Consider the following 14,270-nt stretch of genomic DNA (forward strand, 5'->3'; position numbering starts at 1 on the left):
CAGGGGATGAAGGCTTACAGCATCAAGCGGGCGGCGTTGTGCGTCGCCCTGGGGGCGTGTCTGGGCGCAGTGCTGCCAGGCATTGCGATGGCACAGAACGTGAGCGGCGCGGTGGCCGGCCGTGCAACCGCCGGTGACCAGGTGACCGTGGTCAGCAGCAGCACGGGCCTGACCCGTACCGTCACCGTTGGTGCCGATGGCAGCTACCGCCTCGGCCAGTTGCCGGTGGGTGACTATCAGCTGCAGCTCAGCCGCGATGGCCAGAAGCTGGGCGATCAGGTGCCGGTGAGCGTTGCCGTCGGCGGCACCACCACGGTCAACCTGGCCAGCGGCGGCGGTGTCACCAACCTGGATGCACTGCAAGTGGTTGGCACCCGCGTGATCAACCGCGTGGATGTCTACTCCACCGAAACCTCGTTCAACATCAACCGCCAGGAGATCTCGCGGTTGCCGGTGGCGCAGGACCTGTCTGCGGTCGCGCTGATGGCGCCGGGCGTGGTCGGTGGAAACTCGTCATTCGGTGGCCTGTCGTTCGCCGGTTCATCGGTGGCCGAGAATGCGGTCTTCATCAACGGTCTGAATGTCACCGACATGTACACCCGTCGTGGCTTCAGCACCGCGCCGTTTGCCTTCTTCAACGAGTTCCAGGTCAAGACCGGCGGATACTCAGTCGAGTTTGGCCGCTCCACCGGCGGCGTGATCAATGCCGTGACCCGTTCGGGCAGCAACGAATTCGAGGGCGGCGTTGAAGTCACCGCCGAGCCCAGTGCGTGGCGCGCCAGTGGCGGCGATCATTTCCACCGTGACGGTACTCCGCATTCCTACGGCAGCCGCGACAACAACTCCTTCCTGAAGACCAATGTCTGGGGCTCGGGGCCGATCATCAAGGACAAGCTGTTCCTGTTCGCGATGTACGAGGACCGCAGTGATAAGGGCCACAACACCTCGTCCGATGGCAGTACCTGGTTCAAGAACGATTCCGGCAACGGCTTCTGGGGCACCAAGCTGGACTGGAACATCAACGACAACCACAGCCTGGCACTGCTGGCGTTCTCCGACGAGGGCGACGTCACCAATGCGTCGTACGGCTACAACTGGAAGGCCGACCAGCTCGGTGCCTGGGGCGGCGATTCGGTTACCGAGACTGGCGGCCGCAACTGGTCGGCCACCTACACCGGCCACTTCGGCCAGAACTTCACCGCCCGCGCCATGGTGGGCCAGAACAACCAGCGTGCGTTCACCAGTTCATCGCTGGATCAGGCCTGCAGCCCGGTGTTCACCGACAGTACCTACGGCCCGCGGCTGGGCAAGCTGCAGGGCCTGCGTGCCGGCTGCCATCCGACCGGTGCGGCCGTGGCCGAGCGTGACGACACCCGCGACGTGGCGCGCCTGGACTTCGAATGGCAGCTGGGCGACCACCTCCTGCGCTTCGGTGTCGATCGCGAGCTGATGACCACCAAGCAGTCCACGCGTTATCCAGGGCCGACCGCGCTGAGCTACACCGCCTACCTGGCGCGGCCGGGGGATGAAGTGTGGGATGGCGCCAACGCCTACGTACCGGCTGGCGTCACCGAGATGCTGCGCGCTCGCAACCGCCGCTCGGGCGGTACCTTCGAGACCGAGGCCAATGCCTTCTATCTGGAAGACATCTGGAACATCACCCCGAACCTGATGCTGAACCTCGGCGTGCGCTGGGACCGCTTCGAGAACCGCACCGCCGCCGGCAAGGCGTTCATCAAGATGGATGACCTGATCGCACCCCGCGTCGGCTTCTCGTGGGACATGCGCGGTGATGGCAGCACCAAACTGTTCGGCAACGCCGGCCGCTACTACCTGCCGGTCACCAACAACATCAACGTGAATTTCGCCGGTGGCCTGACCGACGAATACAGCTATTACGTACTGAACGGCTGGGAACAGAAGACCTCGCCGACCGGTTCGCCGTACATGGCACCGATCGTCGGCCAGCAGATCGGGCCGACCGACACCCGCATGAACACCGGCGGTGCCGACCTGCGCCAGAGCGTGGACCGCGACCTGAAGGCGGTCTACCAGGACGAATACATCCTGGGCTTCCAGAACATGATCAACCAGGCCTGGTCGTGGGGCGTCAATGCCACCTACCGGCGCATGACCCGCGCGCTGGATGACATCCGCATCAACTACACCCCGTGCGGCCCGACTCCCAGCACGCTGTGGCCGATCGCCAACCCGGGCGAGAGCCTGACGATCTGGGGCGACAAGAGCATCGGTTGCGCCAACGAAGGCTGGATCACCATCGATACCGCCAACAGCGGCTATCGAAAGGGCGGCAGTGGCGAGGTGATCGGTTACTCCAAGCCCAAGCGCACCTACAAGGCGCTGGAGTTCCAGATCGACCGTGCCTGGGACGAGAAGTGGATGTTCAACGCGTCCTACCTGTGGTCCAAGAGCGAGGGCAACTTCGAAGGGCCGGTGAACTCCGATACCAACTACGGTGACACCGGCATGGTGCAGTTCTGGGACCACCCGGCCACCAATGAACGCTATGGTGTTCTGTTCAACGACTTCCGCCATCAGTTCAAGCTGCGTGCCGCGTATGCGCTGAACAAGCAGTGGTCGTTCGGTACCACGCTGCAGGTGCAGTCCGGTGGCCCGATCACCGCCTACGGCGTGATGTGGCCGAACGACTCCATCGCCGGTGGCAGCACGTCCAGTGAAGGCAGTGGTGGTGGCACCGGCTGGCTGTGCGTGGCCAACTGTTCAGGCCCCTACAACCAGCGCCAGTTCGAATACAGCCCGCGCGGTGCGTTCGGTCGCCTGCCGTGGACCTGGACCATGGGGGCCAACGTGACCTGGCGATTGCCGGTGGAAGGTATCGACCTCAGTGCACGTCTGTCGGTCTACAACATCACCAACAACCAGAAGACCATCAACGTGCACCAGCGCTATGAAGCGCAACCCGGCCAGTACCGTGAGGCGACATTTGCGACCGGCACGCGCTGGCAGGCCCCGCGCTATACCCAGCTGGTGGTGACCTGGAACTTCTGAGGCCACGATCCGCGCCGTCCACTGCGGCGGCGCGGGCAATGGAGGGTCTGCCCGCATGCACCACCTGTTGATCCTCGCGGCGGCACTGGCCGCCCCGTCCGCTTCGTCGGTCGACAGCGCCGCCATCGATGCCGACATCGGCACCGTGGTCCAGGCCGAGCATCTGCCCGGGCTGGCGCTGGCAGTGGTCGACAACGGGCGGGTGGTCCATCGCCATGCCGAAGGCGCGCGTGGCGATGGCGGCCGCATCGACGAGGACACGCTGTTCAAGATCGCCTCCAACAGCAAGGCGATGACCGCTGCGCTGCTGGCGCGACTGGTGCAGCAGGGCAGGCTGCACTGGGACGATCCGGTGCAGCGGCATCTGCCTGACTTCCGCATGCACGATGCGTGGGTGGGCGAGCAGATGCAGGTGCGCGACCTGCTGATCCACAACAGTGGCCTCGGCCTGGGCGCCGGTGACCTGATGCTGTGGCCGGAGCCGAACGCATTCACCCGCGCCGACATCATCGCCGGGCTGGCGCACCTGAAGCCGGTCAGCAGCTTCCGCAGCCGCTACGCGTACGACAACCTGATGTACGTGGTGGCCGGCGAAGTGGCGGCGGCGGCGGGCGGCAAGCCGTATGACCAGCTGATGCGCGAGCAGGTGTTCGAACCACTGGGCATGACGCGCTGCCAGGTGGGGGCGTGGTCGGTGAAACGCGTGGGCAACGTGGCACAGCCGCATGCCCGGCGTGGTGGACGCAACGAGGTGGTGAACGCCGATGCTGCGATCAGCCCGGACCTGCCTTCGATGGCGGCGGGTGGCATCCGTTGTTCGCTGCGCGACATGACGCGTTGGATGCAGGTGCTGCTCGATCCCGCCCTGGTACCTGGCTGGCTGGACAGCACGCAACGCCGCACGCTGTGGACCCTGCACATGCCGATGCCACTGGGCGAGCGCCAGCGGCGCTGGGACAACGCGCATTTCTACGGTTATGGGTATGGCTGGCGGGTATCGGACATGGACGGGCAGTGGAAGGTAGCGCATACCGGCACGCTGTCAGGCATGTATTCGTCGCTGGCGTTGCTGCCCGACCGCAGGGTGGGCGTGGTGATGCTGATCAACGGCGATGGCGAGGATGCGCGTACCGCGTTGATGCAGGCCATGCTGAAGCGCTTTACCGCGCCCCATGATGCGCGTCCAGCGATGGCGTACCTGGCTGAACTGAAGGCTGACCAGGTCGCGCAGGCAGCATCTGGCCACCAACGGCCAGCGACCGCAGCCGCACAGCCGGCACGTGGCGATGATCTGCCGCGTTGGCAGGGTCGCTACAGTGATCCCTGGCTGGGGCCCGCATCGCTGTGCCCGGGCAGGGACGGCCTGCGCTTCAGCGTGGACAGATCGCCGCGGCTGCAGGGCGCCGTACTGCAACTGCAGGAGCGTTGGCTGCTGCGCTGGGATACGCTGGGCGACGACGCGCAGGCGTGGCTGCAGCCAGGCGAAGGCCCGGCACCGACACTGGACCTGCGTGCCATCGATCCGGACATCGACTTCAGCTATGACTTCCAGGACCTGCATTTCACTCGTACTGGCGACTGCCCTGGCAGCGACCGCCCACGCCGCTGAACCACCGCGCGTCTCGCCCGCAACGGACGCGGCGAGTGCCGGTCTGGTCGAGATCCGTTCGCTGTCGCCGCGTATCGACATGGACATCCGCTACGCCGGCGCAAACAACTTCACCGGTGCGCGCGTGCCGGGCTACGAGGCGCCATCGTGCTATCTGCTGGTGCCGGTGGCGAAGGCGCTGGCGCAGGTGGAACAGGACCTGCGTGCGCAGGGCTTCGGCCTGCGGCTCTACGACTGCTACCGCCCGGTGCGTTCGGTGCAGGCCTTCATGGCCTGGGTGAACGACCCGCGCGAGCTTTCGCGCAAGGCCCTGCAGTACCCGGGCCTGGACAAGCCGCGCCTGCTGGCCGACGGCTACATCGCCGAGCGCTCCGGCCACAGCCGCGGTGCCACCGTCGACCTTGGCCTGCTGGATTGCCGCAGCGGTGATTGCACGCCGTTGGACATGGGCACCGACTTCGATTTCTTCGGCCCGCGTGCGCATACACGGACGAGTGGGCTGACTGACAGGCAGCAGGCAAACCGCCAGCAGCTGCTGCAGGCGATGGCGCGACGTGGCTTCGTGAACTACCCGCAGGAGTGGTGGCACTACACCCTGCAGCCCGAACCGGATCCGGGCACCGCGTACGACATCCCAGTGCGGTAGGGGTATCGGCAGGGCTGCGCCCCGCCTCTGACGGTTTCCCGCGCGGTCCGTTGTAGAGCCGAGCCCATGCTCGGCTGCTCCTTGTTCAATCGTCGAGATATTCGATTTCGATGGAGATTCATCCACGCATGGCGTGGAACTACTGTGGCTGCCGGATTGCGTCCGGGGCAGATCCCTTACACTGGCCGCTTCTTCATCCCTGCCCACCCGATGAACCTTCCCCTGCACTTCGGCCTGCTCGGCACCCTGGAAGCCGGCGCCATCGCCCTGCTGGTCGGCCTGCTGGTGTACTTGCTGTGGTCGCGGCTGTGCCGGGTGCTGCACTGGTCGATGGGGCATGCCATCGGCTGGGCCTGTGTCATCTCGGTAGTGGCCTCCGCCGGCATCGATGCGTGGAAGCTGTTCTACATGGGCATCGTGCGGCTGGAATCGCCGCTGTACGCGCGCATTTTCCTGTCCACCATCCACGATCCGAACGAACTTGGCAGCCGCGTGGTGCTGGAAATCGCCGGCGCGCTGGCCGGTGTCGCCCTCGGCTGGGTGTCGTTCAGTTCGCGGTCATCGGAAAAGACCGTCGACTGACGCAGGTTTTTCGTTGCCTGCCGGTTAAATCCGGAGGCGCTGAATGCGCAGCTTATGCACCACTCACTTCACCCTAACCAGCGCGCTAATGCATGCACGCGGGCGAGTGGTTAATCGCGTGTGTGGACGCCGGTCGCAACGCAAAATCGATTCATGAAGTCGGTGGCAGGGTAGGTGCCGTGCGGAAACAACAGGCCGCGCAACACCACCCAACAGGTAGGAGACACCCCCGATGACTATTCGCAACCGCAAGCCCCTGATCGCCCTGATCGTCGCCGCCGGCAGCGTACTGGCCATTCCGGCGATGGCCCAGTCGGCCAAGCAGCAGGCCGCGCATGCGCAGAATGAAGCCGCGCAGGCCCAGCAGGCGGCTGCACAGGCGGGGCAGGCTGCAGATCAGGCGACCAACGCGGCCGCAGCCGCATCGGCGCAGGCCAATGGCGGTGGCCAGACCTGGGCCAGCATCGATACCGATGGCAACGGCACCATCAGCAAGACCGAGGCGCAGGTGAACGCGGGCCTGGCGCAGGTGTTCGACCAGGCCGATACCAACAAGGATGGCGAACTCAGCGCCGACGAATACAAGGCCTACGTGGCCGCCCAGCAGGCCGGCGCGGGTGCCGGCGCCGGCAAATGATCCACGCCTGATTCGGGACAACCGGTGCATGGGGACCCGGGCGGCTTCGGCCGCCCGGGTTTTTCTCGTCATCGCTGCCCCTGTATCCTTGGCCGATGAACACCCCCACGCCTGCGCCGTCGCGCGCCATCGGCCTGGTCGGTTTTGACGGTGACGATACGCTGTGGAAGAGCGAGGACTACTACCGCAAGGCCGAGCAGGATTACCTTGACCTGCTGTCACGCTACGTCGACGTGCATGACACCCAGACCGCGCGCCACCTGCTGGAAGTGCAGCAGCGCCACCTGGGCACCTTTGGCTACGGCGTGAAGAGCATGACGCTGTCGATGATCGAAGCGGCCATCGACATCACCGGCCAGCGCATCGACGCGAAGGACATCCAGCGCATCCTCGACATCGGCCACGACACCCTGCGCCACCCGGTCGAGCTGATCGACGGCGTGCGAGAAGCGGTAGCAGCCATCGCCGAGCACTACCCGGTGGTGCTGATCACCAAGGGTGACCTGTTCCACCAGGAAGCCAAGATCAAGGTCGCCAACCTGGCCGAGCTGTTCCCGCGCATCGAGATCGTTTCGGAGAAGGATCCGGAAACCTACGCCCGCGTGCTGGCCGAGTTCGACCTGCCGATGCAGCGCTTCGTGATGGTCGGCAACTCGCTGCGGTCGGACATCGAACCGGTGGTCACCCTCGGTGGCTGGGGCGTGCATACCCCGTATGCGGTCACCTGGGCCCACGAGACCCAGCACGGCGTGGCCGACGACGAACCGCGCATGGTCACCGCCGATACTGCCCACGATTGGCCGGCCGCCCTGGCCGCGATCGAGGCCAAGGCTGCGGCGGCGGCCTGACAGGGCCCGGCGGCTGCGGCAGAATCGGGCCATGAACCACCGACTGCGCATGCTGCTGTTGTGCCTGCTGCTCGCGCCGGCCACCGTGCTGGCCCAGCAGACGGCCGAGCGTTCGGCCACCTATGAAGTGGACACCGGCGACAGCTGGGTCGATGCCCAGCTGCAGGACATCAACCATTACGCCGAGCGCTACCCGGATGCCTTTCTCGATGAGGTGTCGCGCTATGCCGACGTGCCGCGTGGCTACATCAGCGCGCTGTTCACCACCCACGGTTGGCAGGCTGGGGATATCTACTTCGCCTGTTTCTGGGCCAAGGCCAGCGGCCAGACCTGCCGTGAGAGCGTGCGCGCCTTCAGCCAGGACCGGGAAGGCGGCTGGGAAGCGGTGGTGAAGCGGATGCCAGTGAAGCCGCAGAACCTGCATGTGCGTGCGGTGCGCCACGCCATCGTGGCCAGCTACAGGCACTGGGACCGGCCGATCACCCTGGATGCCACCCTGAAGCGCCAGCTCAACCGGTAGTGCCGGGCCGCGTCCGGTGGGTGCGAAACAAGGTTCGCACCTACCAGGAGCAGTCCGGAGGTTGCCGGCCGGAGGCCGGCACTACCGGTATTTTTCATGTTGCTCTGCATATCGCGGCCGCCCCGCACTCCGGCGACAATATGGGTTCGAGCTGTTCCCCGTTCCCGTAATCGAGTGACTGATGAGCGCCTCTTTCGTTTCGCCTGATGTGATCCGCCGCCTGTTCGCGCAGGCCATGTCCCGCATGTACCGCACCGAAGTGCCGCTGTACGGCACGCTGGTGGAACTGGTGGAGCGGATCAATGCGCAGGTGCTTGCCCAGGACCCGGTGCTGGCCGCGCAGCTGGAGCGCAACGATGAGCGTGCACGCCTGGACGAAGAGCGCCATGGCGCGATCCGCGTGGGCACCGTGCAGGAACTGGCCACGCTGCGCCGCCTGTTCGCGGTGATGGGCATGTACCCGGTGGGCTACTACGACCTGTCGGTGGCCGGCGTGCCGGTGCACTCCACCGCGTTCCGCCCGCTCACCGGCGCCGCGCTGGCGCAGAACCCGTTCCGCGTGTTCACCTCGCTGCTGCGCCTGGAGCTGATCGAAGACGAAGCCCTGCGCGCCGAATCGGCGAAGATCCTTGCGCGCCGCCGCATCTTCACCGACGGCGCGCTGGCACTGATCGACCAGGCCGAGCGTGACGGCGGCCTGTCGCAGGCCGATGCCGAGCGCTTCGTCGATGAGGCGCTGGAAACCTTCCGCTGGCACGGCGATGCCACCGTCGACCTGCCCACCTACCACGCGCTGCACAACGCGCATCGCCTGGTGGCTGACGTGGTCAGCTTCCGTGGCCCGCACATCAACCACCTGACCCCGCGCACGCTCGACATCGACGCCGCGCAGGTGGCCATGATCGAACACGGCATGGCGGCCAAGGCGGTGATCGAAGGCCCGCCGCGCCGCGCCTGCCCGATCCTGCTGCGCCAGACCAGCTTCAAGGCACTGGAAGAGGCGGTGCATTTCCCGGACGCGGAAGGTGGCGATGCCGGCACCCACACCGCGCGCTTCGGCGAGATCGAGCAACGCGGCCTTGCGCTGACCCCGAAGGGCCGCGCGCTGTACGACCAGCTGCTGTCGCAGGCACGCGATGCCGGTGGCGAAGGCAGCACCGGCGGCGATTACGGGCAGCGCCTGCAGGCGGTATTCGCCAGCTTCCCGGATGACCACGACACCCTGCGCCAGGAAGGCCTGGGCTACTACCGCTACCAGTTGACCGACGCCGGCCGGGCTGCGCCCGAGCGCGTGGCCGATCTGCCGGCGGAAGTGCTGGTGGCCGCGGGCCTGGCCACGGCCGATCCGATTGTCTATGAGGATTTCCTGCCGGTCAGCGCCGCGGGCATCTTCCAGTCGAACCTGGGCGGTGAAGAACAGCGCGCCTATGCCGCACACGCCAACCGCGAGGCCTTCGAGCAGGCGCTGGGCGTGGCGGTGAATGACGAGTTCGAAATCTACGAGCGGCTGCAGGCCGAATCGTTGGCGGCGCTGCGCGGGTAAACCGCTTGCCGTGGCGCCGAGCGTGGGCTCGGCTCTACAGCCGCGGGCGTCAGCCCTTCATCGTGCCGGTATCCAGCCAGCGCTGGTGCCACGACAACGCTTCCGGCAGCAGGTGCGGGGTGTGCTTGCCGTAACTCTCGCGGCTGGCACGGTCGAAGTAGTCCTGCAGCTGCGGGCGGAAATCCGGATGCGCGCAGTTGTCGATCAGCACCTGCGCGCGCTTGCGCGGGGTCAGCCCACGCAGGTCGGCCAGGCCCTGTTCGGTCACGATCACCGACACGTCGTGCTCGGTGTGGTCCACATGGCTGGCCATCGGCACGATCGCCGAAATGGTGCCGTTCTTGGCGGTGGACGGGCTCAGGAACGCCGACAGGAAACCGTTGCGGGCAAAGTCACCCGAACCGCCGATGCCATTCATGATCCGGGTGCCCATCACGTGCGTCGAATTGACGTTGCCGTAGATGTCCACCTCGATCATGCCGTTCATGCCGATGCAGCCGAGGCGACGCACCAGTTCCGGGTGGTTGGAGATTTCCTGCGTGCGCATGATGATGCGCTCGCGGTAGAAATCGATGTTTTCCTTGAACGTCTCGTTGGCCTGCGGGCTCAGCGCGAAGCCGGTGCACGAGGCATAGCTCAGCACGCCGTCGCGCAGCAGGTCGAGCATGCCGTCCTGGATCACCTCGGTGAACGCAGCCAGATCGCGGAAACCGCTCTTGGCCAGGCCGGCCAGCACGGCGTTGGGGATGTTGCCCACGCCCGACTGCAGCGGCAGCAGGTTCGGCGGCAGGCGGCCCTTCTTCACTTCGTGCTGCAGGAACTCGATCAGGTGCGAGGCGATCTGTTCACTGGTCGCATCGATCGGGCTGAACGGGCTGTTGCGGTCCGGACCGTTGGTGCGCACCACGGCCACGATCTTGTCCGGGTCGCAGCGCAGCGCGGTGTCGCCGATGCGGTCGTTGGCGTTCACCAGCGGAATCGGCTTGCGGTGCGGCGGCAGCGCGGTGCCATAGTAGATGTCATGCATGCCGTCAACGCCGGCCGGCTGCCACTCGTTGACCTCGACGATCACCTTCTTGGCCAGGTCCAGCCAGGTCTTGTTGTTGCCCACCGAGGTGGAGGGCACCAGCGAGCCGTCCTCGCGGATGGCCGACACTTCGATCACGGCGGTATCGATCTCGCCGTAGAAGCCGAACCACACGTGCTGGGCGACGTGGCTGAGGTGGATGTCGATGTAATCCAGCTTGCCTTCGTTGATGCGGTTGCGCGCATCCGGGTCGCTCTGGAACGGCATGCGCATGGCGATGCCATCGGCCTTGGCCAGCGCGCCATCGAGTTCCGGCGCGGTGGAGGCGCCGGTCATCAGTTTGATCTGGAAGGGGTTGCCCTGGGCGTGTACCGCTTCGATGCGGCGGGCCAGTTCCACCGGAACGGCCTTGGGGTAACCGGAGCCGGTGAAGCCGCTCATGGCCACGGTTTCACCGGGCTGGATCAGCGCGGCTGCGGCCTCGGCAGAGACCACGCGGTCGCGGAGACGCGCGTTGGCGATGCGATCAACAGACATGACGACAGTGTTTCTGGGGGGAATCCCGATTATCGGCCATCCTCATCCGTACGGGGGGTTCTACCTTCGTGGAATGGCTTTTCCCCGGAGGGCTCACCCATACCCGCCGGTTTTGTTTTGCAGTGCAGCGTGCAAAGTGCTTTCGCAGCCCGCACGATGGCCCTGCATCCCGACGTGGGGGAGGGAGCAGAGCCCGCTGGCAGTTCGCTGCAAGCGGGCTTTTTTATTGCCTGTCGCCCAGTATGAATGCGCGCACTTGGCGCGGGGTCGGATCCTTTTGCCAAAGGCAAAAGGCTCTGGCCCCACCCGCGGCATTCCTGGGGGCAGAGCCCTTCGCCGATGGCAAAGGGATCCGACCCCAGCCGGTCGATACAATCAGGGCATGACCCTCGCCCCCGCTGAACTGCCCGCTTCCCTGCAGCCCGTTGTCGACCGCGCCTTGTCGCGTTTGGCCCAGGTGCTGCCCGAGCCCGCCCCGGCCGACCTGTTGCCGCTGCTGACCCGGCTGGCGGTGGCCAGCGACTTCGCCCTGGATACCCTGGTGCGGCAACCGGCCCTGCTGGCGCAGCTGGCCGCGCCCGGTTGCCCGCCGATCCCGGCGCCGGTGCTCGACCCGCTGCAGTCCAGCGACTGGCCGGCACAGCTGCGGCGCTGGCGTGCGGCGATGTCCACGCGGCTGATCTGGCGCGACCTGGCCGGGCTGGACGACGTGGCGCAGACCCTGGCCGGCGCCACGACACTCGCAGAAGATTGCCTGCGGCTGGCGCTGGACGCGCTGCAGCAGGAGTTCGCCCAGCGCCACGGCGTGGTTCGCGATGGCGAAGGCGCTCCGCAGCAGCTGGTGGTGTTCGGCCTCGGCAAGCTGGGCGGTGGCGAGCTCAACTTCAGTTCCGATATCGACCTGGTCTACGCCTACGCGCACGGTGGCGAATCCGATGGTCCGCGCGCGCTGGCCGCCGAAGAGTATTTCGCCCGGCTCGGCCAGCGCCTGGCCAAGCTGCTGGATGAAACCACCGTCGATGGCTTCAGCCACCGCGTCGACCTGCGGTTGCGCCCGTTCGGCAGCGCCGGCCGCGTCGCACTGTCATTCGCGGCAATGGACCAGTACTTCCAGCGCGAGGGCCGCGACTGGGAACGCTATGCATGGCTGAAGGCGCGTGCGGTGGCCGGCGACATCGCCGCCGGTGAGGCGTGGCTGCAGACGCTGCGCCCGTTCGTGTACCGCCGCTACCTGGATTTCACCGCGCTCGATGGCCTGCGCGAGATGAAGGCGGCGATCACCGCCGAAGTCGCGCGCCGCGAGTTGCACGAAGACATCAAGCGCGGCGCTGGTGGCATCCGCGAGATCGAGTTCCTGTGCCAGGCGCTGCAGCTGATCCGCGGTGGTCGCGAACCGGCCCTGCGCGAGCGCCGCCTGCTGGTGGCACTGGATGCGCTGGTCGCCGCCGGTCAGATCGCGCCGGCGGATGGCGCGGCGCTGCGCGAGGCCTACCTGTTCCTGCGCCGGCTGGAGAACCGCCTGCAGATGTTGCGCGACGCACAGACCCACGTGCTGCCCAGCGATGCATTGGACCGCGAGCGCATCGCCGTCGGCCTCGGTTACCCCGACTGGGACGTGCTGCGCGCGGCGCTGGCCGTGCAGCAGGCGCGGGTCAGTACCGAATTCGCTGCGCTGCTGGCGCCGCGCAAGGGCCAGGCCGCACCCGACGCACTGGCCAACTACTGGCGCAGCCTGCCCGACGGCAGCAGCGCACCACTGCTGGCCGAGGCCGGCTTCCTCGATGCCAACGGCGCTGACCAGTCGCTGCGCGATTTCGCCCAAAGCACCGGTGTGAAGTCCTTGTCTGATGCCGCGCGTGCGCGGCTGGATCGCGTGCTGCCGGCACTGCTGCATGCCGCCACGCGTTCGCCGCAGCCCGACGCCGCGCTCAAGCGCGTACTCGGCCTGTTGCAGGCGGTGCTGCGCCGGACCAGCTATCTCGCGCTGCTGGACGAGCAACCGAGTGCGTTGGCGCGGCTGGTGGATGTGCTGGCGCGCAGTGCACTGCTGGCCGAACGCCTGGCCGCGTATCCGCTGCTGCTGGATGAGCTGCTGGACGTGCGCGTGTCCGGGCCGATGCCCGACGCCGCCGGCATGCTGGCCGAGTGCCAGCAGGTGCTGGCGGTGGAGGATCCCGAATCCGCGCTGCGCTGGCTCAATGAAACGCGGCTGGCACTCAGTTTCCGCATGGCGATGGCCACGCTGGATGGCCGCCAGGGCGCGGTGGACAGCACCCGGCAACTGGCCGAGCTGGCGCAGGCGGTGGTGATCACTGTGCTGGCGATGGCCGAAGCGGACATGCGCGCCGCACACGGGGAGATTCCCGGTGGGCGCTTCGCGATCATCGGCTACGGCAGCCTGGGGGGCCTGGAGCTGGGCTTCGGGTCCGACCTGGACCTGGTGTTCCTGCACGACAACCCCGCCGGGGTGGACGCCAGCGATGGTGCACGGCCGTTGGAGCCGGGCCGCTGGTACGCGCGTCTGGCACAGAAAGTGATGGCACTGCTTGGCGCGGTCACCGCCGCCGGCCGCCTGTACGACATCGACGTGCGCCTGCGCCCGGACGGTGGCAAGGGTTCGCTGGTGTCTTCGTTGGCCAGCTACACCGAATACCAGCGCGAACGCGCATGGACCTGGGAACACCAGGCCTTGGTGCGCGCACGCGGCGTGGCCGGTGATGCCAGCCTGCTGGCCGACTTCGAACAGGTGCGTGCGCAGACGCTGGGACGTGAGCGCGATCCGGCCACGCTGTATGCCGATGTGCTGAAGATGCGTGGCCGCATGCGCACCGAACTGGACCGCAGCGATGCCGCGCGGCTGGACCTGAAGCAGGGTGCGGGTGGCGTGGTGGACCTGGAGTTCCTGCTGCAGACCGGCGTGCTGGCGCGCAGTGCGCAGCACGCGGCGCTGCTGCAGCCGCGCGATACGCCGTCGTTGATCGATGCGCTGGCGGTTGCCGGTTTCCTGCCGGAAGGCACCGCGCAGGCCGTGCATGGCGCGCATGCCACGCTGCTGGACGTAGGCCTGGCCTGCACGCTGGATCGGCGCCCGCGGTTGGCACCGACTACACCGGCGATTGAAGAGGCGTGCGCTGCGATTACGGCAGCGTGCAGAGCCGCGGCGTTGCCGTTCGGGTGATGCACGGTCGTGCGGGAATGCGCTCTTGGTAGGTGCCAACCTTGGTTGGCACAACCCATCAGCGTTCATGACCCCGGCAACAGCGTGCCAACCAAGGTTGGCACCTACCAAGG

The 14,270-nt window shown here is 66.8% G+C and carries 10 protein-coding genes; 9 read left to right on the forward strand and 1 reads right to left on the reverse strand.

The window, feature by feature from the left end; all coding sequences use genetic code 11:
• Positions 1 to 6 precede the first annotated feature (6 nt).
• From AC5P8Z_RS18725 to hglS, 8 genes are all read left to right on the forward strand, one after another.
• The gene (locus AC5P8Z_RS18725; RefSeq protein ID WP_495229729.1) at positions 7 to 3,030 is read left to right on the forward strand and encodes a TonB-dependent receptor; all 3,024 of its coding nucleotides are present in this window, start codon (positions 7 to 9) and stop codon (positions 3,028 to 3,030) included.
• Positions 3,031 to 3,085: 55 nt separating this feature from the next.
• Positions 3,086 to 4,639: a serine hydrolase domain-containing protein gene (locus tag AC5P8Z_RS18730; protein WP_495229730.1), complete on the forward strand. Its 1,554-nt coding sequence runs from the start codon at positions 3,086 to 3,088 to the stop codon at positions 4,637 to 4,639.
• Complete coding sequence (locus AC5P8Z_RS18735) at positions 4,572 to 5,285, forward strand: M15 family metallopeptidase (RefSeq protein WP_495229731.1); 714 nt, start codon at positions 4,572 to 4,574, stop codon at positions 5,283 to 5,285. Before AC5P8Z_RS18730 ends, AC5P8Z_RS18735 begins: the two co-directional genes overlap by 68 nt.
• Before the next feature lie 210 nt (positions 5,286 to 5,495).
• Positions 5,496 to 5,867 carry a hypothetical protein gene (locus tag AC5P8Z_RS18740; RefSeq protein WP_295568463.1) on the forward strand — a complete coding sequence of 124 codons (372 nt, stop codon included), beginning with the start codon at positions 5,496 to 5,498 and terminating at the stop codon, positions 5,865 to 5,867.
• A gap of 232 nt (positions 5,868 to 6,099) precedes the next feature.
• Entirely contained in the window at positions 6,100 to 6,504 is a 405-nt protein-coding gene (locus AC5P8Z_RS18745; protein WP_286070741.1) for an EF-hand domain-containing protein, read from the forward strand.
• A 95-nt stretch (positions 6,505 to 6,599) separates the two neighbouring features.
• Positions 6,600 to 7,352, forward strand: a complete 753-nt coding sequence (locus tag AC5P8Z_RS18750) for an HAD family hydrolase (protein ID WP_180852948.1) — start codon at positions 6,600 to 6,602, stop codon at positions 7,350 to 7,352.
• A gap of 31 nt (positions 7,353 to 7,383) precedes the next feature.
• Positions 7,384 to 7,872 carry a hypothetical protein gene (locus AC5P8Z_RS18755; protein ID WP_295568460.1) on the forward strand — a complete coding sequence of 163 codons (489 nt, stop codon included), beginning with the start codon at positions 7,384 to 7,386 and terminating at the stop codon, positions 7,870 to 7,872.
• Between the two features lie 181 nt (positions 7,873 to 8,053).
• Positions 8,054 to 9,415, forward strand: a complete 1,362-nt coding sequence (hglS, locus tag AC5P8Z_RS18760; protein ID WP_295568457.1) for a 2-oxoadipate dioxygenase/decarboxylase HglS — start codon at positions 8,054 to 8,056, stop codon at positions 9,413 to 9,415.
• A 49-nt stretch (positions 9,416 to 9,464) separates the two neighbouring features.
• On the opposite strand, the gene scpC is transcribed toward hglS, so the two are convergent.
• On the reverse strand, positions 9,465 to 10,979 hold the full coding sequence (gene scpC / locus AC5P8Z_RS18765; protein WP_019662193.1) for a succinyl-CoA:acetate CoA-transferase ScpC: 1,515 nt from the start codon (positions 10,977 to 10,979) through the stop codon (positions 9,465 to 9,467).
• Between the two features lie 382 nt (positions 10,980 to 11,361).
• On the opposite strand from scpC, the gene glnE reads away from it, so the two are divergent.
• A complete protein-coding gene (gene glnE, locus AC5P8Z_RS18770; protein WP_495229732.1) occupies positions 11,362 to 14,157 on the forward strand; it encodes a bifunctional [glutamate--ammonia ligase]-adenylyl-L-tyrosine phosphorylase/[glutamate--ammonia-ligase] adenylyltransferase in 2,796 nt (931 codons plus the stop codon).
• The last annotated feature ends 113 nt before the right edge of the window (positions 14,158 to 14,270 follow it).

The organism is Stenotrophomonas sp. YJH_SMC_17 (assembly GCF_059371655.1).

Excerpts from the sequence above, each read along its gene's own strand:
- AC5P8Z_RS18725 (WP_495229729.1), top strand. The coding sequence starts at position 7 with ATGAAGGCTTACAGCATCAAGCGGGCGGCGTTGTGCGTCGCCCTGGGG.
- AC5P8Z_RS18730 (WP_495229730.1), top strand. The coding sequence starts at position 3,086 with ATGCACCACCTGTTGATCCTCGCGGCGGCACTGGCCGCCCCGTCCGCT.
- AC5P8Z_RS18735 (WP_495229731.1), top strand. The coding sequence starts at position 4,572 with ATGACTTCCAGGACCTGCATTTCACTCGTACTGGCGACTGCCCTGGCA.
- AC5P8Z_RS18740 (WP_295568463.1), top strand. The coding sequence starts at position 5,496 with ATGAACCTTCCCCTGCACTTCGGCCTGCTCGGCACCCTGGAAGCCGGC.
- AC5P8Z_RS18745 (WP_286070741.1), top strand. The coding sequence starts at position 6,100 with ATGACTATTCGCAACCGCAAGCCCCTGATCGCCCTGATCGTCGCCGCC.
- AC5P8Z_RS18750 (WP_180852948.1), top strand. The coding sequence starts at position 6,600 with ATGAACACCCCCACGCCTGCGCCGTCGCGCGCCATCGGCCTGGTCGGT.
- AC5P8Z_RS18755 (WP_295568460.1), top strand. The coding sequence starts at position 7,384 with ATGAACCACCGACTGCGCATGCTGCTGTTGTGCCTGCTGCTCGCGCCG.
- hglS (WP_295568457.1), top strand. The coding sequence starts at position 8,054 with ATGAGCGCCTCTTTCGTTTCGCCTGATGTGATCCGCCGCCTGTTCGCG.
- scpC (WP_019662193.1), bottom strand. The coding sequence starts at position 10,979 with ATGTCTGTTGATCGCATCGCCAACGCGCGTCTCCGCGACCGCGTGGTC.
- glnE (WP_495229732.1), top strand. The coding sequence starts at position 11,362 with ATGACCCTCGCCCCCGCTGAACTGCCCGCTTCCCTGCAGCCCGTTGTC.